Source organism: Streptomyces fuscichromogenes, from assembly GCF_014645815.1.
GTDB lineage: Bacteria > Actinomycetota > Actinomycetes > Streptomycetales > Streptomycetaceae > Streptomyces > Streptomyces fuscichromogenes.
The window spans coordinates 79,615-101,441 of record NZ_BMML01000027.1; the positions used below are offsets into that span (position 1 = coordinate 79,615).

24 protein-coding genes and 2 pseudogenes are annotated in these 21,827 nt (G+C 67.5%); 5 read left to right on the forward strand and 21 right to left on the reverse strand.

What is annotated here, in order from left to right:
* The first annotated feature begins 58 nt into the window (after positions 1 to 58).
* Both IEZ11_RS40900 and IEZ11_RS40905 read left to right on the forward strand, forming a co-directional pair.
* Positions 59 to 1,441, forward strand: a complete 1,383-nt coding sequence (locus tag IEZ11_RS40900; RefSeq protein WP_189268123.1) for a uracil-xanthine permease family protein — start codon at positions 59 to 61, stop codon at positions 1,439 to 1,441.
* Between the two features lie 128 nt (positions 1,442 to 1,569).
* Positions 1,570 to 1,928 (forward strand): annotated as a pseudogene (locus IEZ11_RS40905) (DUF5995 family protein); the annotation flags it as partial.
* 425 nt (positions 1,929 to 2,353) lie between these two features.
* Here the strand turns inward: IEZ11_RS40905 and IEZ11_RS40910 are convergent.
* The 16 genes from IEZ11_RS40910 to IEZ11_RS40985 form a co-directional block, all read right to left on the reverse strand.
* Positions 2,354 to 2,806 carry a DUF7848 domain-containing protein gene (locus IEZ11_RS40910; protein ID WP_189268124.1) on the reverse strand — a complete coding sequence of 151 codons (453 nt, stop codon included), beginning with the start codon at positions 2,804 to 2,806 and terminating at the stop codon, positions 2,354 to 2,356.
* Between the two features lie 299 nt (positions 2,807 to 3,105).
* Positions 3,106 to 3,954, reverse strand: coding sequence for a helix-turn-helix domain-containing protein (locus tag IEZ11_RS40915; RefSeq protein ID WP_189268125.1), 849 nt, complete (start codon positions 3,952 to 3,954; stop codon positions 3,106 to 3,108).
* Between the two features lie 15 nt (positions 3,955 to 3,969).
* Positions 3,970 to 4,494, reverse strand: a complete 525-nt coding sequence (locus IEZ11_RS40920) for a DUF6879 family protein (protein ID WP_189268126.1) — start codon at positions 4,492 to 4,494, stop codon at positions 3,970 to 3,972.
* Positions 4,466 to 4,708, reverse strand: a complete 243-nt coding sequence (locus tag IEZ11_RS40925) for a hypothetical protein (protein WP_189268127.1) — start codon at positions 4,706 to 4,708, stop codon at positions 4,466 to 4,468. The genes IEZ11_RS40920 and IEZ11_RS40925 overlap by 29 nt, the downstream gene beginning before the upstream one ends.
* 141 nt (positions 4,709 to 4,849) lie before the next feature.
* A complete protein-coding gene (locus IEZ11_RS40930) occupies positions 4,850 to 5,176 on the reverse strand; it encodes a hypothetical protein (RefSeq protein ID WP_189268128.1) in 327 nt (108 codons plus the stop codon).
* Positions 5,177 to 5,522: 346 nt separating this feature from the next.
* Positions 5,523 to 6,056: an aggregation-promoting factor C-terminal-like domain-containing protein gene (locus IEZ11_RS40935; RefSeq protein WP_505997111.1), complete on the reverse strand. Its 534-nt coding sequence runs from the start codon at positions 6,054 to 6,056 to the stop codon at positions 5,523 to 5,525.
* Positions 6,057 to 6,116: 60 nt separating this feature from the next.
* Positions 6,117 to 7,727 carry a phage tail tape measure protein gene (locus IEZ11_RS40940; RefSeq protein ID WP_189268130.1) on the reverse strand — a complete coding sequence of 537 codons (1,611 nt, stop codon included), beginning with the start codon at positions 7,725 to 7,727 and terminating at the stop codon, positions 6,117 to 6,119.
* A complete protein-coding gene (locus IEZ11_RS40945; protein WP_189268131.1) occupies positions 7,660 to 9,282 on the reverse strand; it encodes a hypothetical protein in 1,623 nt (540 codons plus the stop codon). The genes IEZ11_RS40940 and IEZ11_RS40945 overlap by 68 nt, the downstream gene beginning before the upstream one ends.
* A gap of 506 nt (positions 9,283 to 9,788) precedes the next feature.
* Positions 9,789 to 10,055, reverse strand: a complete 267-nt coding sequence (locus IEZ11_RS40950) for a hypothetical protein (RefSeq protein WP_189268132.1) — start codon at positions 10,053 to 10,055, stop codon at positions 9,789 to 9,791.
* Between the two features lie 342 nt (positions 10,056 to 10,397).
* Entirely contained in the window at positions 10,398 to 10,715 is a 318-nt protein-coding gene (locus tag IEZ11_RS40955) for an HNH endonuclease (RefSeq protein ID WP_308426582.1), read from the reverse strand.
* Between the two features lie 2 nt (positions 10,716 to 10,717).
* Positions 10,718 to 10,981: a hypothetical protein gene (locus tag IEZ11_RS40960; protein WP_189268133.1), complete on the reverse strand. Its 264-nt coding sequence runs from the start codon at positions 10,979 to 10,981 to the stop codon at positions 10,718 to 10,720.
* On the reverse strand, positions 10,981 to 11,328 hold the full coding sequence (locus tag IEZ11_RS40965) for a hypothetical protein (RefSeq protein WP_189268134.1): 348 nt from the start codon (positions 11,326 to 11,328) through the stop codon (positions 10,981 to 10,983). The genes IEZ11_RS40960 and IEZ11_RS40965 overlap by 1 nt, the downstream gene beginning before the upstream one ends.
* A gap of 8 nt (positions 11,329 to 11,336) precedes the next feature.
* Positions 11,337 to 12,281, reverse strand: coding sequence for a hypothetical protein (locus tag IEZ11_RS40970; protein ID WP_189268135.1), 945 nt, complete (start codon positions 12,279 to 12,281; stop codon positions 11,337 to 11,339).
* A 576-nt stretch (positions 12,282 to 12,857) separates the two neighbouring features.
* On the reverse strand, positions 12,858 to 13,448 hold the full coding sequence (locus IEZ11_RS40975) for a hypothetical protein (protein ID WP_189268136.1): 591 nt from the start codon (positions 13,446 to 13,448) through the stop codon (positions 12,858 to 12,860).
* Positions 13,449 to 14,042: 594 nt separating this feature from the next.
* Entirely contained in the window at positions 14,043 to 14,264 is a 222-nt protein-coding gene (locus IEZ11_RS40980) for a hypothetical protein (RefSeq protein ID WP_189268137.1), read from the reverse strand.
* Positions 14,261 to 14,686, reverse strand: coding sequence for a hypothetical protein (locus IEZ11_RS40985; protein ID WP_189268138.1), 426 nt, complete (start codon positions 14,684 to 14,686; stop codon positions 14,261 to 14,263). The genes IEZ11_RS40980 and IEZ11_RS40985 overlap by 4 nt, the downstream gene beginning before the upstream one ends.
* A 147-nt stretch (positions 14,687 to 14,833) precedes the next feature.
* On the opposite strand from IEZ11_RS40985, the gene IEZ11_RS40990 reads away from it, so the two are divergent.
* A complete protein-coding gene (locus IEZ11_RS40990; RefSeq protein ID WP_189268139.1) occupies positions 14,834 to 15,037 on the forward strand; it encodes a hypothetical protein in 204 nt (67 codons plus the stop codon).
* Between the two features lie 50 nt (positions 15,038 to 15,087).
* Here IEZ11_RS40990 and IEZ11_RS40995 read toward each other — a convergent pair whose 3' ends face one another.
* Positions 15,088 to 16,668 carry a recombinase family protein gene (locus tag IEZ11_RS40995; protein ID WP_189268140.1) on the reverse strand — a complete coding sequence of 527 codons (1,581 nt, stop codon included), beginning with the start codon at positions 16,666 to 16,668 and terminating at the stop codon, positions 15,088 to 15,090.
* Positions 16,669 to 16,692: 24 nt separating this feature from the next.
* Here IEZ11_RS40995 and IEZ11_RS41000 point away from each other — a divergent pair.
* Positions 16,693 to 17,067, forward strand: a pseudogene (locus IEZ11_RS41000) (DUF5995 family protein); the annotation flags it as partial.
* Between the two features lie 95 nt (positions 17,068 to 17,162).
* Positions 17,163 to 18,092: an LLM class F420-dependent oxidoreductase gene (locus tag IEZ11_RS41005; protein WP_189268142.1), complete on the forward strand. Its 930-nt coding sequence runs from the start codon at positions 17,163 to 17,165 to the stop codon at positions 18,090 to 18,092.
* A 136-nt stretch (positions 18,093 to 18,228) separates the two neighbouring features.
* Here IEZ11_RS41005 and IEZ11_RS41010 read toward each other — a convergent pair whose 3' ends face one another.
* The 4 genes from IEZ11_RS41010 to IEZ11_RS41025 all read right to left on the reverse strand — a co-directional run bounded on the left by IEZ11_RS41010 (position 18,229) and on the right by IEZ11_RS41025 (position 21,718).
* Positions 18,229 to 19,941, reverse strand: coding sequence for a flavin monoamine oxidase family protein (locus IEZ11_RS41010; RefSeq protein ID WP_189268143.1), 1,713 nt, complete (start codon positions 19,939 to 19,941; stop codon positions 18,229 to 18,231).
* Positions 19,942 to 20,016: 75 nt separating this feature from the next.
* On the reverse strand, positions 20,017 to 20,805 hold the full coding sequence (locus tag IEZ11_RS41015) for a carbon-nitrogen hydrolase family protein (RefSeq protein ID WP_189268144.1): 789 nt from the start codon (positions 20,803 to 20,805) through the stop codon (positions 20,017 to 20,019).
* Between the two features lie 152 nt (positions 20,806 to 20,957).
* Positions 20,958 to 21,344, reverse strand: coding sequence for a DUF742 domain-containing protein (locus IEZ11_RS41020; RefSeq protein ID WP_189268145.1), 387 nt, complete (start codon positions 21,342 to 21,344; stop codon positions 20,958 to 20,960).
* 8 nt (positions 21,345 to 21,352) lie between these two features.
* On the reverse strand, positions 21,353 to 21,718 hold the full coding sequence (locus IEZ11_RS41025) for a roadblock/LC7 domain-containing protein (protein WP_229713666.1): 366 nt from the start codon (positions 21,716 to 21,718) through the stop codon (positions 21,353 to 21,355).
* Positions 21,719 to 21,827: the final 109 nt, after the last annotated feature.

The following is a 21,827-nucleotide window of genomic DNA, read 5'->3' on the forward strand; positions in this document are numbered from 1 at the left end:
CAGGTAGCCGTGACAATGGTTCGGACCGTCTTCACGTACAAAGAAAGCGAAGCCCACCATGGATCTCGGTGTGCGCTGGAAACTGCACGGCGACGGGCGCACGCCCGCACCGGGAGCGGTGGTACGGCCCGATGAACGGCTCTCCTGGCCGCGCACGGTCGGGCTCGGCGCCCAGCACGTGGTGGCCATGTTCGGTGCCTCCTTCGTGGCACCCGTTCTGATGGGCCTGGACCCCAACCTCGCGATCATGATGTCCGGCGTCGCGACCGTGCTCTTCCTGCTGGCGACGCGCGGCCGGGTGCCCAGCTACCTGGGCTGTTCGCTGTCCTTCGTCGGGGTGGCCGCCGTCATCCGCGCACAGGGCGGCACCAGTGCCACCGTGACCGGCGCGGTCTTCGTGGTCGGCGCGGTGCTGTTCCTGGTGGGCGTGGCGGTGCAGCGCTTCGGGGCACGGATCATCCACGCCGCGATGCCGCCGATCGTCACCGGTGCGGTGGTGATGCTGATCGGCTTCAACCTCGCGCCGGTCACCGCCTCCACCTACTGGCCGCAGGACCAGTGGACGGCGCTCCTGGTGATGGCGTTCACCGGTCTGGCCGTCGTCTGTCTGCGTGGTTTCTGGTCACGCATCGCGATCTTCCTGGGCCTGGTCTTCGGGTACGCCGTCTCGTGGGCCTTCGACCGGATCTTCGGCAGGATCCACTCGACGAGCCCGAGCGGCAAGGTCACCGACCACTGGCGGCTCGACCTCTCCGGTGTCGGCAAGGCGGACTGGATCGGCCTGCCCTCCTTCCACGGGCCGTCCTTCCAGTGGTCGGCGATCCTCGTCGCGCTCCCCGTCGTGATCGCCCTGGTCGCCGAGAACACCGGGCACATCAAGGCCGTCGGCGAGATGACCGGCGACCCGCTCGACGACCGGCTCGGTACCGCGATCTCGGCCGACGGCGTCGCCTCGATGCTCTCCACCGCCGTGGGCGGCCCGCCCAACACCACCTACTCCGAGAACATCGGCGTGATGGCCGCGACCCGTGTCTACTCCACCGCCGCCTACTGGGCCGCCGCCGGCTTCGCGCTGCTCTTCGGCGTGTGCCCCAAGTTCGGCGCGATCGTGGCCGCGATCCCGGGCGGGGTCCTCGGCGGCATCACGGTCATCCTCTACGGCATGATCGGCCTGCTCGGCGCCCAGATCTGGCTGCACGCCGGGGTCGACCTGCGCAATCCGCTGAACCTGGTCCCGGCGGCCGCCGGCATCATCATCGGCGTCGGCAACGTGAGCCTGAAATTCACCGACACCTTCTCCCTCAGCGGCATCGCCCTCGGCACCCTGGTGGTCATCACCGGCTACCACGCCCTGCGCGCCCTGGCCCCGGCCCACCTCAAGGGACGGGAACCGCTCCTCGACGAGGGCACCAGCTCCTACGACGACGGCAACCGGACCTAGGCACCCGGTCCGCCCCGCTTCCCCGTACGGCCGCCCCGCTTCCCATTGCGGCGGATCCGTTCCCCCGTTCCGGGGAAGCACTGGGCCCGTCGGCGTGTGCCCCGGCCCGGGGCTGGGACCCTTCCCCCATGGCGCAGTCGGAACACCTCACCACCGCCCCGGTCGGCACCGTCGTGTCCCGGATGCGCATGCTGGACGCGGCGCTGCCCGAGCGGGACGGGATCGCGGTCTTCAACCGGGTGTACCTCACCGTCACGGAGGAGGTCGAACGGCGCCTGGACACGGGCCGGTTCACGGATCCCGGGGCCGCGGCCACCCTCGACGTCCGGTTCGCCGAGCGCTACCTGGCCGCCGTGGACACGGAGGCGGCGGGCCGTCGGCCCCCGGCCTGCTGGCGGCCGTTGTTCCAGTTCCGCCGCCATCCCGGGGTGCGCCCGCTGCAGTTCGCGCTGGCGAGCTGAGTAGACATGCATCACATAGCTTGGCTAGCTGACCTGCGAATACGAAGAAGCCCCGCCCTCCGCGGCTCGGTGAGCGCCAGGTCAGGCGGGGCTTCTGTGCCCGGACACCTCCCCACGGTGCGGGGGGTGAGGAGTCGATCAGTGTCCGGGCGGGGCGTCCGCGGTGCGGGGATCCATGGCCATAGAGCCGCGTGCGGACGCAGATTGTGTGGCCCCGTCACCGTTGTCGGCTCAGACCGGTGACGGGGCCGTACCGCCCCGGGCAGTCCGCGCGAGTGGACTCCTCCGACGGGCGGCGCCTCGTCCCCCAGGGAGTTGTGAGGTTGCGGGGGACGAGAAGCTTGGACGCTAGCGGGGGCTCGGTTGCCACAGAGGGCCGACCTCACCGGCTCTGAGGGGCCTCACCCCCGCCGCGCCCTCCGTAGCCGACGCACAGGCGCCGGCTACGGGTCTAGGGGGCGGACAACGCGTTCCAGTGGTATTCGCCATGCTGCTCACCGTCGAGCATCAGGCGCGCCATGTGGTCGTCTCCGTCGTGCGGCTCCAGGGCGCAGGAGACCGTTATGTCGCTCCAGTCGGTTCCCGTCTCCTGGAGCGCGCGCTGAACGTACGCGTCGGGGAGGATCTTCAGCTCCCCGCAGACGTCCGCGCGGGCCAGGACTTCGGCCTCCGTCAACCTGGACGTGACGCGGAATCCCTTCGACGTCACGAGGCGGAATCGGTCGTGCGTGGGGTGACTTCGGACATGCGCCTTCGCCCACGCCGCGTAGTCCGTCGTTCCGTCCACGGCACGGTTGTGGATGGCCATGCACCTGGCGCACTCGGCCCACTCGCGCGGGATGATGTCGTCCAGCTGGCTTTGTGAGGCCACGACGGGGAACGGGTCAACGTAGATCGTCCTCATTCCGCCCCCTTGCCGGCCTTGTGACGCGCAAGCGCAATGCGGTGGTCAATTGCCTTCGACGGGTCGTAGGAGTCCCCATGCGGGTCGCCGTGAAGGTCGATGAGTCGCTGAAGTTCGGCGCACACAGCGCAGCCCGGATCCGGTTCGGGAGGTCGGTACACCATCGGGTCGGGCAGCTGAACGCTTCTGAGTACCGCCGTTGTTGCCACGCCTGCACCTCCGCCACCGGACTTTGATGGTTCGACGGTAAGGAGGAATAGGTCAGGGGTTCCAGCCAGTTCTACGGAATTCCACGGGAGTCACCCGAGAGCGTCGATAGCGGCCGTGATGCATGCTCGTGCGGGAGCTCCGTAGACAGCCAGTTTGGAGAACTCACCGAAGGCTTTGAGGTACTGCGCCACCTCCGACGGTGCAGTGACGTTCACCTGAGCCGTCAGCAACTCGACTTGTGCCTGTTCCTCGTCGTAGACGCTGAACGTCTCCAACATCCACATGCGCCGGTCCGCGGAGAACGGAATCACACCGAGCGACACTGACGGCAGGGCCATGATGGAGAGCAGATAACCGAGTTGGCCGGCCATGACTTCCGCACCGCCTACGCGATGCCTCAACACCGCCTCCTCGACGAGGAGAACGAACCTATGGCCTCCCTCGCGAATCACCTGCGAGCGCTCCATGCGGGCAGCTACAGCCGCTGAGACGTCGTTGGGTGTCTCCCTGAACGCTGCGATGGACCCGAGCAGTGCGGTCGCGTATCCGTCCGTTTGCAGCAGACCCGGCACCACGTTCGAACAGTAGATGCGGAAGACGCGCGTGCGATCGAAGAGCGGGATGTAGGACTCTTGCAACCGTCGAAGGCCCGTGCGTTGTAGCCGGCGCCACTCGATGTAGGCGGAGTCGGCTGAGCGGGTGGCCGCGATGAGATCCGCGGCCATCCCGTCAGCGTTACAGGCCCGGCACCATGCCCTGACGTCCTCGTCGGACGGGGGCGTCACTGCGTTCTCCAGCCGGGAGACTTTGGACTGATACCACCCGGTCAGCTCCGCGACCTGTTTAGCCGACAGGCCAGCGTCCCGGCGGATCTCCCGTAGCCGGTTAGCTACTGCCCTGCGGGCAGCGTGAGCGCTTGATGATGGCGACGTGGGCATGGTCGGGGTTGTCCGTCAGATCCTGTACTCCTCGTGCGGCGTCGCCCTGGACCAGACGCCCTCGAAGGCGTCGACGCAGAGCTTCACCACGGCGGGCTCGTCGGTGACGTCGTCCCCCAGGTAGGCACCCTCGCCCGAGAAGTAGCCGAAGCGGACGAGACGGTCGTCGAAGACCCAGAAATCGTTGCCGGGGAGAGCGAGATCCGAGGCGTTCCGGCGAGCCAGCCAACGAATCTGCTCGCCGGCCGCGACGTTCGCGAACGTCCCGTCGTACAGGTAGTTCGTGTACTCGCTGACAGGCTCCGACACGACGCGGGCACGCCGGATTTCGACGCCCCGGGCCACCGTGTCGGACACCATGTCGAGCCACGGCCGCCACCACGTCGACCGGTCGGCAGGATCCGGCCGGTAGCCGGACTTCCACGCACTTACGCGCGGAGCCTCGTCGGGGTCGTCGTAGTGGTCGCGCATCTCAAGATGCACGGCCGAACGCTGGCACCCTGCTAGCAGCTCACCGAACGGCGGTGCGCTCTGCCACATCACAAGCCTCCCGGATGGCGGTCACCATTCGCATGGGGAGCCGCACGACCTCTTCGCCGTCAGGGATGGGCCCGGTCATCAGGCAGTTGGCGCGGGTCGCCTCGTCGACCGTCCAACCCTGCATAACCAGTTCCTGACGTTCCTCGTCCACCCAGACCGTGGGGCAGTTCGCCCCGTCGGTGTTGGGGTCCTTCGCGATGAACCGTAGCTCCATGACCGCTCCAACCCTCCTGTGGGTTCTACAGACGTCTACGAGCGTCATACCTGCGGGGCCCGAGCGTCAAGAGCGCCTGGAGCCAACCCCAGGAACGCAAAAAAAAAGCCCCTGCCCTCTTCGGAGGGCAGGGGCTCTGTCTCATGCTGTGACGCTGTCGCTTGCCGACACCGGGAACATGTCGTCGATGTCTGCGTCTGCGAACTGCTTCGTAAAGTCGATGTAGGCGCCTACGTAGCACCCGTCGTCGTCGAGTACCGAGAAGACTTCGAAGAGACCGTCTCCCTGCGGGGTTGGAGCGACGGTGGCGTACCCGAAGTCGTGGTCCAACAGCTCGTGCGGCATGTGCTCGGCAACGTAAGTCATGTGCCTTGTCGACTGTTCGACCGTCAGCGGATCCATGATGGTGAACAGGCCGCCGTCGACGCCCAGCGTCCCCAGAAACCGCAGGTTCTCAGCTTTCAGCATGATCTCTCCTCCGTGTCACCGTGCTGACACATTGGTTATGGGGGAATGAGCTTCCGTTGTTAGAGTGGCGCGCGTCACACGTCAAACCCCAAGGCGCGCATGCGTCGTCGGTACGCGCGTCCGGCCTGCGGAGAGCAGTACCGCTTGACCCTCCCAACTCCCTGAGTCTGTTCGACCCCCGTCCCGCAGTGCGGGCACGCTACGGGCTGCTGCTTAGCTGGCTTGGTGGCATCCATGGGAACTCCTCTGAGGGTCGTGAGCCCCGCCGACCTGACGTCGACGGGGCATGAGAAAGGCCGGTCCCGTGTCGGAACCGGCCCGGTGTGCGTGCGGTGTGCGGCGTGCGTCAGACCCAACGGCCGTTGTTGATGGCCGTCGCGGTGTCCTGTTCGTGCGTGTGGATCTCCGTGCGGACGATGTCCGCGATCTCCCGGTCGCCGACGTAGACCTTCACGTCGGCCTGGAGCGACGTCGGGCCGGCGCTGGACTTCGCGGCCTTGATGTCGGCCCACTGGGATCCGGTGAAGACGGGCTCTGGCGATCCGGTGCCGTTGGCGACGAGGGAGAGTCCCGTCGGGAGGTAGCCCCCGTCGTCGTACCAGTGAGGCGAGCGGCTCAGCCACTTCGACCATGCTGCCGCGGGGCTCCCGTAGTCGGGTCGGTTCTTGATGTAGCCGAGACCCCACTTGATCTGTGTCGCGGCGTTCGTACGCCAGTCAGAGCCAGCGGAAGCCATCTTTCCCGCCGGGAGTGCCTGAGGGATGCCATAAGCGCCGGACGAGGCGTTCAGGGCGTTCCAACGCCACCCGGACTCACCGTTCCAGAGCTTGATGAGCGGCGGCATCTGCGTCGCTGGGTCCCATCCGAACGCCGGCAGCATGGCGCGCGCGATGTCCTGCGCCTGCTTCGCCGACGGCCCGTGTGCTCCGAGGTCGCCCAATCAGACGTCAGCCGAACCCCCACCGGTCACGGCGTCGACGATCTTGTCCTTCAGGCCGTCGACCATGCGGACGGGGAGCTTGGCGAGAGCCTTGCCCATGGGGGCGCTGCCGACGCCGGCCGCCACGGAGTCGAGAATCGGCTTGACGAGCTTCGCCCAGATCTTCGAGGGGTTCGCCATCAGGTCCGCGGCTGTCTTGGCCCAGTCGATTCCCTTGCTGACGGCGCTCTTCGCCCAGTCGACGGCTCCGCCGATCGCTCCGACGATGCCTCCGTCGGCGAACCGCGGGATCTCACCGGTCCGGTTCATGTACTCCAGCGCACCGAACCCGATCTTCCGGGCACTGCTGCGCTTAACGATGAACTCGTCGGCCATCGCGAGGATTGGGATGCTGTCAACGCCCGGCGTGCCGCCGAACGTCCGCCCACCCTCCGCGAAGCGCGGGGTCTCGTCGAGGAGCTTCGGGGCAGCCGGCAGTGCCTTCAGCCCGGTGTACTTCGCGACCTTGTCCCACACGGCCTTGATGCCGTGGGTGTAGACCATGTCGATCACGAAGTTGACGGGGCGGGCTGTGATGCTCGCTATCCCGTTCCAGTGCTTCCGGATCGCGTCCTTCGCGTCGCCGAATGCGTCGCCCACGAGACCGATGGCGGATCGGATGCTGTCGAAGGGAGGCTTGACGCCCTTCTCATACAGCCACTTCGCACCGGCCGCGATGTCGTCGACGATGGGGGAAACGGCGCGGTCATTGAGCCACGTGAACTTGTTCCCCAGCCATCCGAGGGCGTTCCAAATATCCTGGAGCGGCGGCTTTATAGCCTTGTCGAACAGCCACTTCGCCGCCTTACCGATCAGGCCGAAGATCGGGGCTACGATGTGCTCGTGAAGCCACGCGACCTTAGCGCCGACCCACGCGAGGATATGCCAGAGCTGCGTGAACGACGGCTTCAGGTAGTTGTTCCAGACCCAGAGCGTGACGGTCTTGATCCCGTTCCACGCCGCCTCCACTCCTGTACGGAACCAGCCGAAGCGGTGCCATGCATAGACCACAGCGGCGACGAGCGCGACAACTGCAATTCCGATGAGGACGAACGGGTTGGCAGCCACCACGAAGTTGAAAGCGATCATTGCCAGCGTCCACAGCTTCATGCCCACGATCACGGCGTAAATGCCCTGGAGTAGCCACGGCGCGTCTCCGGCGATGATGCCTATTGCGTCCGCCACTCCCCCGAGCACCTTCAGGAGCGGTCCTGATATCGGGGAGAGACTCGATCCGACGTTCAGGAAGGCATTTGCCACTTCGCCGAACACGTGGGCCAGAATGGCGCCGTGCTCCGAGGAGAAGGTGAGGAACTTCTCGAACTCGGGGTTTGCCCGGAGATTCTGGCCCCACTTGGAGAATCGACTCGTCGTCTTGATGAGGCGATCGGAGATCTTGTCGGAATGGGGGAGGAATCCGTCGAGGACGCCAGCGATTCCCTTGAAGACGTTGCCGAACGCGGTACCCAGTCCGATGATGGCAGGCTTCACAGCGCCGTCGAGATCACGCTTGAAACCGTGCCAGAACGGCGTGTTCAGCTCCTTCGATGCCTTGGCCCAGAGGACACCCACGGCGTCGGCAGCGCCGTGCACAAGGGGCGTCAGACCAGGCAGCGCATTCTTCGCTGCGTTCACGCCGCGCGTGAAGAGCGGAAGGACTTCCGGCTGTAGCGACGTCGACCAGGCGGTGAATGCGGATTTGAGTCCCTTGGGACCCGCAATGGAGTCGTACAAGTCGCGTTGCTCGGGAGTGAGCTTGGCGAGCGCCTCGCGATAGGTGTCCGCGGCCGTCACGGTCTTTGCCGTGGTGTCGACCGACGAGCCGTACCGATTCCAAGTTGCGCTCAGCGGCGGCTACTTGCTCCGCTCCCTGGATCTGCGCGTCACGGACCTTCGCACGGGCGTCAGCGAGTGCACGCTCCTGGTCGGCAACCTTGGCGTTGGCCTGCGAGAGACGGTCCTTCGCCTGCTTCACGACGTCGCTGCCTTCGACGCCGGCCTTCGACGCGGCCTCCGTCGATTTCTTCAGGTCGTCGGTCTTTTCCTTCTGCTCCTTCAGAGCCTGCTTCGCCTGGTCAAGCGTGAGTTGCGCACGCTGACGCTGGAGGTCGTCGGCCGTCGGATCGGCCAGCGTCTTGGCCAGATCAGCGGCTGCTTCCTCGACCCGGAGTTCCGCGTCACGCTGGCTCAGCATGCCGTCGAGGAGCTCGTCATGCTGCGCTTTGAGCTGCGCCGTGGCGTCCTTTCGAGCCTGCGTCAGGTCTTGTTCCGCAGCCTTCGCCGATCGCTGAGCGTCGGCAAGGGAGCGCTCCGCAGTGGCGACTTGTGCGTTGGCCTGTGCGACGGCTTGTGCGGCCTGTCGGTGCGCGGACGTCAGGGAAGCTTGTGCGCCTGCCAGCTGGAGCGCGTTCTGTGCGGCACGGACGTTCGACGCCGCCGAGTTGTCCGTAGCCCGCGAAGCCTCGTTCGTGGCGGCCGTCTGCAACTGCATTACGTTCGTCACGGACTTGATGGCGGGGACCGCGACGAGGGCGAGCGCTCCTACTCCCGCGCCGGCTGCGAGAGCTGCGGCAGCAATGGAGCCGATTCCGGCTGCTGCGACCGGGATGACGGGAAGTGCAGCCACAACGCCAAGGGCTATACCGAGAGCCCTCAATTCGCTTATCGCGCCTGAGGCATTCGTCTTCACTCGAATGTTGACGTCGTCGCGGTCGACGTCGTTAATCGCCCGTTGCACTTCCGCCAACGCAGCGCGAGCGGCAGCCGTGTCGGTGCGCACTTGAATGCTCGGGTGTTGCGCACCCAAACGCTCAAGCCGCGCACTGATGTCCGCGATTTCCGTCAGAGCTGCGCCGGCGTCCAGATCGATTCCGACAGTCTTGTTGCTCAGCGAGGCAATGCGGGCGCGCAAGCGGTCGATATCGGCGTTGATGCCGGTGTCGCCCAGTCGGACGTCAGCCCGCGGGAGGCTTCGGAATGCCTCCTCCAACTTGGCTTTGACCGACCGGCCGAAGGCGCCACCGACCTTGCCGCCCTCACGGACCGCCACCGCGCGAGCTCTCGTCCCACCCTGGGTTACGGCGTCAGGGATAGCGATGACGATATGCCGGCTGATGGCGTCACCCATGCGCTGGCCGACTTCCTGCCCCACGCGGTCGGCCGCGGGAAGTACAGCGGCCTTCAGCCTCGTATGGAACTGGGGCACCACCGGCACAACGTCAACTCCGGCGGAGCCGACGATATCCATATCCGCAGCCATCACGCCTCCGTTTCGTCCGTTGCCGGGGCCGTAACAGGCGTTGTCGGCGCGGAGAACGTGACATCGTCGGCGTTGTCGCGGATGTCAAGTAGCTGCCTTATGAGGCAGAGCCTATGGGCCTCGCGCTCTGTCTCCGGAGTGAACTCAGAACGGGCGTTGGCAACCGCTGCAACGGTCCAGTCGCGGCACGCGTCGGAGCACCAGGACGATATTTCGAGACTGCCGGATCTCGTGAGTCTCAGCGTCGGTGAGAATCGGCAATGCGGGCGGAAGCACCCCGATGTTTCAGTGGTCATCTTGTCTCTCCCGGGAAATGCGAAAACCCCCTGCGCGTCCGCAGAGGGCTTGGTGGGTAGGGTGTCGTTTCGCCGACGTCAGCCGGTCTTATCCGGCCTCGCGAACACCTCGTCGATGTGGTCCGTAGGCCGCTTGCGGGCGTTCAGTGCGTCCCACAGCCGGACCAACTCCGCAGCCTCTACCCCGTCGTTGCGGCGCAGTGCGCGCCGAGCTCGAATCATGTAGACCGAGCAGTCGGCAGAGCAGTACCGCGGAAGCTTGGACTTGCCGTCGGGCGTCGTCTGCTGCTTGCGCGGGAACGGGCACGACGGGCGCTGACACGGCGACATGGGGAAGCTGGTCATTGCGTCTCCTCCGGAGAATGCAGAACGCCCCAGGGACCGAAGTCCGCCAGGACGTTTGCTGTGTTACGGCTAAAGGTGCCTTGACCTGCGAAGTTTGCAGTTCGCAGAAAGCGTGACGGGGGAATTTTTCGCGTGGCTGACGTTCACCCGGTACCTACGGTCCATCGCCCGGACGCCGCCAAAGGGCGTCAGAACGGCGCTGAGGCCCGCATCGGGGGCCTCTGGAAGCGTTACGTCCCAGATCCCCAGACCCGTACAGGCAGCGAGTTCCAGCACCTTTACGGTGCTCGTGGTGACCCGGAGGAAGTTACCCCCCCTGCATTCTCGAAGGTCATAGCGCTGTCAGTCGTCGAGTGCCGGGTGCGACTGACGCGGACGGTGCGTACTCACGCGCGTGAGCGCTGCCGCTCGTCCTCCTTCGCTGCCGGACTTCGCCCGATGATGCCAAGGGCACAGCAACGCCAGGTTGGACATGTCATCCGACCCTCCGAGCGAGTGAGGGACGATGTGGTCTACGTCGGTGCCAGGCTCAGGACATCGCGTGCCGTCGCTGTGCCTGGCCGTGCACTGGCTACCGTCGCGCCGGATCACCCGGCGTCGCAGCGTGGCCCAGTTCCGCGGCAGTGTGGCGCGCCTGCGCGACGTGGACCACGGAGTCACCGTCAGCCCTCGCCGTCGTCGTCCTCGTCGACGACGATGAAGTCACTGCCGACGCTGCTGACGTGGTCCAGCCGCACCGTGTGCACGATCGTGTCCACGGTGATCTGGAGGGACTCGGGGTAGTCAGTGCCGCCCCACTCGACAGCAACCGTCGCGTAGTCCAGCGTCCCCGTCAGGGTCTGCCCTCCGACGAGGTTGACGGCGGCTGTCTGGCCGTTCAGCGTCACGGCGCGGTTCTTGATGTCCTGTGCGGCAGTGGTCGCCATCAGTGGTTCTCCATGTGGTAGTTGGTGGTGTGGAACGGAGGGCGCGCATCCTGGGGGCGCTGGCCGTTCTCGTCGAGACCGTGCTCCCTCTGGTAGCGCGCGGCTCCGGCGCCCAGGCTCCCGGCGGCGTGGCCCTGGACGTCGCTGCCGGACGCGGACGGCGGACGGGCGGTCGACGTCCCGAACGCCACGGCCAAAGTGCGTGCGTCAGCCTGGAGTTCCTCCGACGTCGACCCGCGGAGGAACTTGCTCTGTTCTGGCGTCAGGCCAGCGGCGAGCCCCGCACGGAGGCGGGCAAGTTCGGCGCGGGATGATTCGAGCTGCTGCTCAATGGTTGGTTCGCTCATGTCTGTTCCTAGAAGTAGTCGCGGGTGGTCGGCTCGCCGTCAGGATGCGCGGCCGTGGGCTTGGGCTTGGGCGGTGCCGGCTGAGAGATGTCCAAGTGCGCCGCACGGGAGTGTGCGTACACGTCTCCCGGGCGTCCGGGCCGTGTGGGGAGCTCACGGGGCGAGATGTCCGGCCAGTCCTCCATGCCGGCGGGGACGGTCAACACCGCGATGTCGCCCTCCAACGCGTCGACGCTGGCAGGTACATAGGCGTCCTCCTGCGCGACGAGCCAGCGGACGTATCCCATGTCAACGCGCCCGGACACGTCGCGCATGACCGCACGGACGGCGTCGGGCACCTCGTCAGGGTGCGTGCGCTGCACATGGCCGAACCCCTGAAGCCTCCAGTTGCGCCCATGCCAGTCGCCGCGCATACCCTCACCCGGGGCCGTCGGGCCGCGGAGTACCTCCCACTGCGAGGCGCGGACGTGCCCGACGCTCTGCACGATGCCCCGGAGGCGGCTCCACGCCGCTACAGCGTCGCCTCCCGCCTCGATGGCAGCCTCCGCGGAGTTGGCACCACGAAGGGCCGTGAAGTCGCTCCGAGCCTCGTCGAGGAGTTCCGACAGCCGTGCGCCCAGAGCCGACAGAACGTCCTCCGTACCGGCGTCCAGGGCTTCGTACAGAGCCCACTCGGCGCGCGTCACGGCGCCCTTTCGGGCCAGGAACTCCAGTTCGGTCGCCTCCGCGTCCTCGAAGGCCTTCGCAGCGCGCTTGCCGACGTCCTTCGGCCATGGCTTGTCAGCCATGAACGCGTCCGCGGCCTCGTCGAGCACGGCATTCCGCGCGGCGTGCGGCTCCACGGTGGTCGGCGCGCCGTCGAGGAGCTTCTCCGCTGCCTGGAGTCGCCGCTCAGCGTCGGCGATCTCCGGGACGGCAGCGCGAGCCGCTGTGAGTTCGGGGTTCGTGATCACGATCAGTCCTCTGTCTCAGGAAACGACGAAAGGCCCTGCCCACGTGGGGTCAAGGCCCTTCGGAAGTGCGCCGTACGCTCCGCACGGCGTTGACGCATGCGCTCGCGTGTCGGCTCCGGATCCCGGGCGTACGCGTCGCGGCGCTTGCGGTTGTAGCAGGAAAGGCAGTGGGGGCGTGTGCCGCCTCGTCCCATCGCGTCGAACGGCCAGTGTTCCAGCGTGAGCGGGAACGACTCCCCGCACGTCAGACACGGCCGCGACGTCGGGCCAGGCACGTCAAAGGTGCGCATTGGTCTCCGTCCATGGCGTTCGGTCTTTAGCTCGAAATGAGGGCATGAGAAAGGGCTCCCGCCCGTGGAGTGGCGACGCGGAGCAGCACGGCCAGAGGAAGGAACCGGCGCTCAACGCGCTCCCTGGAGGGACACAGGCGGGAGCCCTTAGCGTGGCGCCGGAGGAGAGTACGGCGCCACGCTGGCTCGCGAGCCTTCAACGGTCAGAGGTTCCGGAACCGGAGGCTTCGCGAAGTAGAGAGGGAGAGGAGAGGCAGCCCCTCCCCTTCCTCATGTATTTCGAACGTCAGGCAGCGTCGGTACCCCGCTGCGCTGCCATGCGCTCCCTGGCCTTCGCCCGGTCGACCGCCTTCGCGCACTCGCGACTGCACGACTTGCGCCACTTCCGGCGCTGGCTTGCCGGACGTCGCTGCTCGAAGGGAGTCGAGCAGTGCCCGCAGTTGCCGGCCCAGACCTTGAAGTCGCCCACGACGGTCACGCGCCCACCGTCGACCTCCCACGACGGACCCTCCTCCGCGTCAGGCTGCCGCGCGGCAAAGGCTGCGGCGATAGCCGGATCCACGCGCACGACGACATCACCCACGACGGGCGGGACGATGTCGACTCCGCGGCCCGACGGCCGGCGACGCTGCGGACGCTCCGGGTCGTCCTCGTCGTACATGCCGTCATGCCAGTCCTCCCACTGCCGCTCGCCGAACTCCTCGTCTTCGAGGTCGTCGAGCGGGTCGTGTCCGCTCAGCCCCCGCCACGGGGCGCGTCCACGGCTGACAAACGCCTCGTGGTCCGTCTCCAACTCCAGTGCCAGGTACCGGAGTTCATCCGCCTCGTCCGTCAGCCGCGTCCGCCGTCGGATCGGTGCGCCGTTGTCGTCGTACATGCCTCTGCCCCTCAGTAGACCTGCCGCGCCTGTGCGCGGTTACAGAGGGGTAATGGGGGAATTCGAACGCATTGTTAGGCTCGGACGGTTGACTACTTTCGGTGATCGGTAGAGAGCGACAGTCGTGACCTGCTCGAAGCCCTGTACGGCCGCGTGAGCGCTTCCAGGCTCCCCGCCGTACCCCGAAGCGCCGAACGGGCGCGAGAGGGGCCTTTGTGGGCTTCCTCGCACCTCGTCCGTCGCACCCCTCCCCGTCGCCCTCCGTCAGAGCGGGCCGACGTCCTTCCCGGCCAGAGTTGAGGTCAAAGTGCCAAACCAAACGGCATTTTCAACTTCTCTCTAACGCGTCTTAGGAGAAAGCTGAGAAGGGGGTTTGTTTGACACTTTGGCCACCGGTTTGGAGAAAACCGCAGGTCGGAGGGATGCGGAGTTTGGACAGTTCCGACGGCGCGGCACGGGAGGACGAGGCGCACGAGTCGCACATAAGGGATGAAGCACCCGTAACGTCACCTGCGCGCCTCGCCGACGGCACCCCCGGAACGCGCGGAAGCCCGCTACAGCCGAAGGGCTGCGCGGGCTTTCCGTCACTGTCGGTCACTTACTTGCGGCCTCCTCCTCCGCCGCCATCTTCCTGCGGAGGTAGCCGACGTTCCATCCGACGTCAGCCGGATCATCTTCGAGCGCTCCCCGGATCGTCGTCCGCGCCCAACGCGCCCTGTCGGCCAGGCGCCGGTCACCGAAGTCGTCACCCGGGACCGTGAGCGCCTCGCATACAGCCTCCAGGAGGGCGCGGAGGTCGCGCTCCGCGGCGCTCACGCGGCGACCGGGAGGACGATGCCGGGGAACCGCAGGCTCTCGTGGGCGCTGACGCATCCGGGGCACACCGACACGGTCCACATCCCGTCGCGGTACACCGGGGCCGCCTCGGGGTCGACCTCCCCGCAGTGACCGCACGTGGTGTTCACGGCGTACTCGTAGACGTCGCGGGCCTCCATGGTGCACATGTCGGTGGTCAGCGCCTCGCAGCCGAGTGCAGCCGACGGGAACGACTCCGACCAGCCGTCGGCCAGAACGACACCCTCGAACTTCGACAGGTCGTAGTCCCGGTGCGTCGCGACGACGGCGGGGAAGCGGAGGCGGTCCGCGACGTCGGACGCGAAGGCGGTGACGTCGGCAAGGTTGTCGGCCGTGGTGACGTTCCCGAGGACGAGGATGGGACGGATGGTGTGTGCGAGCATCGTGCTGCTCCTCCGTGGAGTAGCGGGAGGCTCGTCGTCCGCCAAGACTTGGGCGAGCCTCCCGCGCTGATTGCGTCGAGGGTGGTTAACCACCTCGATAGTGGCACACGCTCGACAGGTGGTCAACCACCCTGGCAGACTGGGCGCATGGCCAACGTTCACAAGCACAAGCTCCGCGGCATCCGCGGTATCGACGACGAGACATGGGACGCGTTCGACGAGGCGACGAAGGCAGGAGAGAGCGACCGATCAGCCTCCGTGCGTGCGTGGGTCGACTACTACCTAGGGCGGACCGATGAACTTCCGCCAAGGGCTCCCGCCGGCCCGTGGAGCACGCCTCCGCAGACGTGAAAGAGCCCCGCCGGGTACGTCCCGGCGGGGCTCTCTGTTACACGGCACCGTCAGAGGCTCTCCTGGTAGGCCACGTCGTCGAGCGCATCTTGCTCAGGGTGGGAGCGATTGATCGTCATCGCAAGGCGCTCGCCAACCGGCCGACGCCATCCGGTGGGCGGCCCGACGGTGACACGGATGCTCAGGTCCAACATAATCCGCCGCTTGCCCTCGTCGGTCGCGGCTACGAACGCGTCTCCCCATGTGGTGTCTAGCTCGATCTCCTGAACCTGCGGCGGGATGACGGGGAGTTGCTCCAGTTCCGCCAGCCGGGCGGCAATGCCGTTCATCTGACCGGCGACGACGTCAGCAGCCGCACCGCGCATCGTCGGCAGCCGCTCACCAAGCTCCGTGAGGTTCTCCTTCAACTCTGCGATCTCCGGTCGGTGGTCTACTCCCGCGGTACGAACCAACTGAGTACGGCGCATGAACCCGAAACGACTGACGAACTCAGCGTGTACCCACGCGAGCGTCGTAGCCTTTGTGACGGTCGGCTTCGGTATTCCCTTGCCGTGTGAGTCGCGGTTGCACCGGAAGACCTCAGCGCGCGTCTCATCAGGCATCGTACGGACTCCGGTGTGCATATTGCCTTCGCAGTGATGGCAGACGAGGACGCCGAGGAGTTCGTGTGCATCCCGTCGACGGGGTGCCGACAGTACCTCCACCGCTAGCTCTTCAGCGGCCTCTTTGAGTCGCCTGGCTGTCTCGTCATTGATCAGTGCGTCACCCTGGAGTACGGGGCTGCCGTCACCCTTTCGGATGGTGGTTCCTTCACGGGTGACGAGGTGACCCCGGTTTATGCCCGACAGCATCATTGATCGTACGACCGTAGCCGACCATTGGCTTACCGGGTCCTCGTCGCGTCCGGCAAGCCGTGCTCTGTGGTTAGCCGGCGTGACAGCTCCGGAGTCATTGAGCCAATCAGTTGTTGAGCTATACGACTTATGCGCAATGGTGCGTGCGATAGCCACCCTTCGAATATCGGCCGTCTCCGTATGCTCCCCCAGCCACCACCCCTCGTTGCCGTCGGGAAAGGTTTTGCGAACGGGCTGAAAACCGTATGGAACTGGGCCGCCCGCCCATCGCCCCAGTGACTGAAGACGTGCAGCCGCACCCTGGTTTCGCTCGACGATCGTCTGTCCTTCGAGCTGTGCGGCGAAAGCCAGAATCAGCATGATGAGTTCCGACATGGCAGAACCGAAGTCCAGTTCAAGCATGTCGCCCCCTGGACCGGAAGCGAAGATCAGCCGCTTCCTATGCTGCTTAGCGAACCGACCGAGATTTGCCATGTCGGCCATGGACCGCACGGCGCGGTCCATCCGCTGCCAGATCAGCACGTCCCATTGGTCAGGATGGTCAAGCCACTGCGCTAGCTCTTCACGCTCCCAGGGGGGGGTTTTGAGAGCCGATACGTCGATATCCTTCGCCCACCCGACGATGACGCCCCCGACCCGGTGTGCAGCAAGCGTGATCATCTCCTCTTGGACTTCGGGCGACGTCGAGGAGTCGTGATAGCGGCTGAGTCGGATAGCGCCAACGACTCTCGGAGCGTGGAGAGGCAACCTCTCTCCACGCGGCACAGGCAGCGTCATAGCGTGTGATGCTACTCCAGTTAGTTCGCGCTGGCCGGCATCAACGCCCACATCGGGCACGACCTGGCCCTGGCCGTGGTCGACGCCTGCCGCACGCTCGACTGCGAACCGGCAGATCTGGAGGACGAGTTCGACCGCGTCGGCGACCTGCTCGTCTCGCTGGAGGAGCGCATCCGCGAGGATCTGATGCCGGGTCCCGACGTGCTCCAGGTCGCCGATCCGCTGACCCATCTGCTCGGTTCCTGGAGCCTGGAGCGGGCCCGGGACGCGACCTGGGCGGCGGCGCGGGCGCTGTGGGCGCTGCGCAGGTTCGAGGACCTGGTCGAGGAGTTCGCCGAACGGCTGGACGCGGCAGTGGGTCTGGCCGGCCGGATGCTGCTCACCCCGCTGCGCGACTGAGATGGCCTGATCTCGTCGGCCGCGAGCCCTGACCGGAATCCCCGGACGTCCGCCGTACGTTGACGGCAGGCACCCGACTGCAAAGGAGCACCGGCATGACCACCCCGCTCGGCCTCTCTCTTCCCCAGATGCAGCAGTACTCCCTCGGCCCGGACGTCCCCGACGTGGCACGCACCGCCGAACAGATCGGCTACGAGAGTGTCTGGGTGTTCGAGCGGGCCCTCTTCCCTGAGCCCGCCACCCAGGGCCTGTACAACATCGAAGGCCTCCCCTGGCCCGACAACTACCGGAACGTGGCGGACCCCCTGGTCACCCTCACCCTCGCCGCCGCGGCCACCGAGCGGGTGCGGCTGGGCAGCAGTGTGCTGGTGGCCCCCCTGCACAACCCCTTCCAACTGGCCAAGTCCCTGGCCTCGCTGGACGCGGCGAGCGGCGGCCGCGTGGTGGCGGGCCTGGGCACCGGCTGGTCCCTCGACGAGTACGCGGCCGCCGGGGTCCGGCCGTTCGAGGAGCGCGGCAAGGTGCTCGACGAGTTCATCGACGTGTGCCGGGCGGTGTGGGGCCCCGACCCCGTGCGTTTCGACGGGGAGATCACGAAGATCTCCTCCGCAGTGGTCGGTCCCAAGCCCGCCCGGCCGATTCCGGTCTTGCTGGGCGCGCACGGCAGGAAGGCCCTGCGCCGACTGGTCGACCGCGCGGACGGCTGGCTGCCGGTGGGCATGGGCGTCGAGCAGCTCGCCGCCCAGTGGCGCGAGTTGCAGGACCTGGCGGCCGAACGCGGCCGCACGGAACCGATCCAGACGGTCGTGCGGGTCAACACCACGTACACGCCCAAGCCTTATGACGGCCCGGACCGCCAGCCCTTCCAGGGCAGCGTCGACCAGATCGTCGAGGACCTCGCGGCCCACGCGGCGGTCGGCCTGGACGAGATCCTGATCGACCTGCAGAGCACCCCGCGCGACGCCCGCGAACTCAAGGACGTCGCCGCGGAGGTGTACGAGAAGGCGCGGGCGGCCGGGGTCTGAGCGCGCTCTTCTGCAAGGCCGCGGCAGACCGTCCGTCTGCCGCGACAGAGCGTCCGCCGACTGCGGCGCCGTCGTCGGGTGCGGCGCCGTCGTGGCTGGTCGCGCAGTTCCCCGCGCCCCTACCGGGCGCCGGCGGTCAGTCCTCGGGCAGTTCCACCGGCGCGATCTCGTCGTAGACGTCGCCGGGGCCCGGGTTGGCCGCGTCGGTCGTTCCGCCGAAGTGGTGCATGACGCCCCAGACCGCGTTCAGCGCGGTCTGGACGGCGCCCTCGGCCCAGCCTGCCGTCCAGGAGATGTCGTCGCCGGCGAGGAAGATGCCCCGCTTGTCCGCGGGCAGCCGGTCCTGCACGAAGTGCGTGAACAGGCGCCGCTGGTAGCGGTAGTGGCCGGGCAGGTTGGCCTTGAACGCGCCCATGAAGTAGGGCTCGTTCTCCCAGGAGACGGTCACCGGGTTGCCGATGACGTGCTTCCTGATGTCGACGTTCGGGTAGATCTCGCCGAGCGACTTCAGCATGACCTCCATCCGCTCGTGCGCGGACAGCGGCAGCCACTTCAGGCTGTCGTCGCACCAGGTGTAGGAGAGGCAGATGACGGCGGGCTTGTCCGGACCGTCGTCGAGGAGGTACGTGCCGCGCGTCATCCGGTCGGTGAGCGTCATCGACATGACGTCGCGGCCGGTCGGGTTTCCCCTGTCGTCGACGGCCTTGTCGAGCCAGAAGGGCCGGTCGACGGGGACGAACAGCTTCGAGGACTCCATGTAGTGGGTGCGCTCGATCGCGGTCCAGTGGTCGATCGGGAAGAGCGAGTCGTCGCAGGCGATCTTGGAGAGCAGCATCCAGGACTGGGCGGTGAAGATCGCCGCCTGGTAGGTCCGGATGTCACCGTTGGCATCGGTCACGGTGATCCGGTTGCCGGTGGTGCGGTGCAGCCGGGTCACGGCGGGGCGCGGCTCGCCGTTCTCGTGCAGGGACTTCAGGGAGGTCCCGTACGCCCAGTGCACGATCTTCTCCGGCTCGCGCTCCCAGAGCCTGAGCGGCAGCTGCTGGGAGCCGCCGACGATGCCGCGGTGGTGGTCGTCGGCCTCGGTGTAGACGACCCGCAGGATCTCCAGGATGGAGTTGGGGAAGTCGGTGTCCCAGCCGCCGGTGCCGAAGCCGACCTGGCCGAAGATCTCGCGGTGCCGGAAGGACCTGAAGGCCTCGGAGTCGCAGAGGAAGCCGTAGAAGGTCTGGTTGTCGAGCTTCTCGACGAGCTTCGCCCAGATCTCGCGGATGCGCGGCACGTCCCGCTCGCGCATCGCGCGGTTCATGTCGGAGAAGTCGGCGCCCTCTTCCAGGCACTTGTTCCAGGCGGCGGCCACGTCCCGGTAGACCTGCGGGAGGTCGTCGGCCGTCTCGGCGTAGTGCGACTCGCCCTTGAGGTCGACGACCGTCGAAGGGGTCGCCTCCGCAAGGGGGTTGGGGAAGGGCCGGGTCTCCAGGCCCACCAGGTCGATGTAGTGCTGGAGGGCGGTGGAGGAGGGCGGGAAGCGCATCGCGCCCATCTCGGCGGTCAGCGAGGGGTCGCAGCCCTCGAAGCCGACGGTCCGCAGCCGTCCGCCGATCTCGTCGGCCTCGTAGACGACCGGCTTCAGGCCCATCTTCATCAGCTCGTACGCGGCCACGATGCCGGACATCCCGCCGCCGATGACCGCGACCTCGGTGCCGTGCTCGGTCGCCGGGATCTGGCCGAGGCCCGCCGGGTGGGCGAGGAAGTCGTCGTAGGCGTAGGGGAAGTCCGGGCCGAACATGGTGATCGGCGGCTGCTGCTCGTCGGCGTGCTCGACGGCGTTGGGCACCGTGGACGTCATGGGGTACGGACTCCTTGCTGCATGCGTGAGGTGGAGCGGGGGAGGACGGCGGAGGAAGGGGAAGGAAGAGGAAGGTCAGGCCAGGGACCCGTAGAGGCCGGGGCGGCGGTCCTTCAGATACGGGTTCGCCGCGCGGGAGGCGGCCAGCAGAGCGGGGTCGACGTCGGCGAGGACGAGTTCCTCACCGCGGCCGGCGCGGGCGCGGGCGACCCCGTCGGGTCCGGCCAGCGCGGAGAGCCCGAAGAACTCGAACTCGCCTTCCTGGCCGATGCGGTTGGCGTAGGCCACGTACATCTGGTTCTCCCAGGCCCGCACCGGGACCAGGGACTCGGCGACGAGCTCGAACGGGTGCATGTTCGCCGTCGGAACGAGCAGCAGGTCGGTGCCGGCCAGGGCGTGGGCGCGGACGAGCTCCGGGAACTCCACGTCGTAGCAGATCATGATCCCGACGGTGAGGCCGTTCAGCTCCGCCTGGACGACCGGCTGGTCGCCCGGGGTGAAGTGGTCCCGCTCGAAGCCGCCGAAGAGGTGGGACTTGCGGTAGTTCGCGAGCCGGGTGCCGTCGGCGGAGATCAGCTGGGCGGAGTTGTGCACGCGGTCACCGTCGCGCTCCGGGTACCCGTACGCGATGGCCAGGCCGTGCCGGTGGGCCAGCTCGGCGATCGCGTCCGCGCTGTCGCCGTCGGCGGGCTCGGCGAGGCGGCTGACGTCGTCGCCGATCGAGTAGCCGGTCAGGAACATCTCCGGGGCGACGAGCAGCGCGGCGCCCGCGGCGGCGGCCCGGCCGGCGGTCTCGTCGAGGACCTTGAGGTTCTCGACGGTCGAGCCGGGGCGGCCGGAGCTCTGGAGCAGGGCGGTACGCATGCGGGATCCTCACCGGTACGCAGGGGGTTCTGGGCCCTTTAGACCGTACGGTCGCCGGGCCGGGCCGGACAAGGCGGAGCCGTTGCGTGCCGGTGAGCGGTTCGTTGCGTGCGCCGGGGGCCCGGCGGCGATTCGTTGCGCGGGGCCGGGGCTCAGAGCTCCCGCAGCCGCTCCACGATCTCCTTCAGCAGTTCGGGGTCGGCGGCGGGGCCGGCCGGCTCCACCCGGCGCGGCGCGTCGATCCGCACCAGGCCGGCCTCGGCGAGGTCGCCCAGCAGCACGCGTACGACGGTGAGCGGCAGGTCGGCGTCCACGGCGAGCTCGACGACCGGCCGGGCGTCTCGGCGCACCAGGGCGAGCAGGGCGGCTCGGGCGTGGTCGACGCCCGGTCGGCCCGCGTCCTCTCCCCTGTCCACGGCCGTGACCCGGGACATCAGATCGATGGCATGCCGTCCGGAGGGCTCGGTACGGCCCCGGGTCACGGTGTAGGGGCGGACCAGCGAGCCCGTCTCGTCCTCGTACCAGTGCTCGTCGCTCACCGCGGTCGTCAGGGGGCCGAGCGCGCGGCGGCGTCCAGGTGCCCGCCGAGCCGGCGGACGAGCAGGGCCATCTCGTGGGCCAGCTGGCCGACGTCGGTACGGCTCTCGCTCAGCACGGCGAGGCGGCTGCCGTGCCCGGCCGGAGTGACGAAGAGATAGGCGTCGTCGAGCATCACCATGGTCTGCCGCACCTCCCCGGCGCCGAACCGGTCCCCCGCCGACCGGGCCAGGCTGTGGAAGCCGGAACAGACGGCCGCGAGATGCTCGATGTCCCGCCGCCGCATCCCCTCGGAGTGACTCAGCGGCAGCCCGTCGGCGGTGAGCAACACGGCCTGCCGAACATGGTCGGTCCGAGCAACAAGATCATCGAGCAGCCACCCGAGCCCGGCCCCGACCCGGTCGACGGACTCCGGACCGACGGGGGGTCGCGGGGCGGGAGCGGAGGGAGAGCCGGGGGCGCGCACAGAGACCGGGACCGAGGCA

Bases quoted from the DNA above. Each gene is read 5' to 3' on its own strand.
- IEZ11_RS40900 (WP_189268123.1), top strand. From the start codon at position 59: ATGGATCTCGGTGTGCGCTGGAAACTGCACGGCGACGGGCGCACGCCC.
- IEZ11_RS40910 (WP_189268124.1), bottom strand. From the start codon at position 2,806: ATGAGGACGATCTACGTTGACCCGTTCCCCGTCGTGGCCTCACAAAGC.
- IEZ11_RS40915 (WP_189268125.1), bottom strand. From the start codon at position 3,954: ATGCCCACGTCGCCATCATCAAGCGCTCACGCTGCCCGCAGGGCAGTA.
- IEZ11_RS40920 (WP_189268126.1), bottom strand. From the start codon at position 4,494: ATGTGGCAGAGCGCACCGCCGTTCGGTGAGCTGCTAGCAGGGTGCCAG.
- IEZ11_RS40925 (WP_189268127.1), bottom strand. From the start codon at position 4,708: ATGGAGCTACGGTTCATCGCGAAGGACCCCAACACCGACGGGGCGAAC.
- IEZ11_RS40930 (WP_189268128.1), bottom strand. From the start codon at position 5,176: ATGCTGAAAGCTGAGAACCTGCGGTTTCTGGGGACGCTGGGCGTCGAC.
- IEZ11_RS40935 (WP_505997111.1), bottom strand. From the start codon at position 6,056: ATGCTGCCGGCGTTCGGATGGGACCCAGCGACGCAGATGCCGCCGCTC.
- IEZ11_RS40945 (WP_189268131.1), bottom strand. From the start codon at position 9,282: ATGGGTGACGCCATCAGCCGGCATATCGTCATCGCTATCCCTGACGCC.
- IEZ11_RS40950 (WP_189268132.1), bottom strand. From the start codon at position 10,055: ATGACCAGCTTCCCCATGTCGCCGTGTCAGCGCCCGTCGTGCCCGTTC.
- IEZ11_RS40960 (WP_189268133.1), bottom strand. From the start codon at position 10,981: ATGGCGACCACTGCCGCACAGGACATCAAGAACCGCGCCGTGACGCTG.
- IEZ11_RS40965 (WP_189268134.1), bottom strand. From the start codon at position 11,328: ATGAGCGAACCAACCATTGAGCAGCAGCTCGAATCATCCCGCGCCGAA.
- IEZ11_RS40975 (WP_189268136.1), bottom strand. From the start codon at position 13,448: ATGTACGACGACAACGGCGCACCGATCCGACGGCGGACGCGGCTGACG.
- IEZ11_RS40985 (WP_189268138.1), bottom strand. From the start codon at position 14,686: ATGCTCGCACACACCATCCGTCCCATCCTCGTCCTCGGGAACGTCACC.
- IEZ11_RS40990 (WP_189268139.1), top strand. From the start codon at position 14,834: ATGGCCAACGTTCACAAGCACAAGCTCCGCGGCATCCGCGGTATCGAC.
- IEZ11_RS40995 (WP_189268140.1), bottom strand. From the start codon at position 16,668: ATGACGCTGCCTGTGCCGCGTGGAGAGAGGTTGCCTCTCCACGCTCCG.
- IEZ11_RS41005 (WP_189268142.1), top strand. From the start codon at position 17,163: ATGACCACCCCGCTCGGCCTCTCTCTTCCCCAGATGCAGCAGTACTCC.
- IEZ11_RS41010 (WP_189268143.1), bottom strand. From the start codon at position 19,941: ATGACGTCCACGGTGCCCAACGCCGTCGAGCACGCCGACGAGCAGCAG.
- IEZ11_RS41015 (WP_189268144.1), bottom strand. From the start codon at position 20,805: ATGCGTACCGCCCTGCTCCAGAGCTCCGGCCGCCCCGGCTCGACCGTC.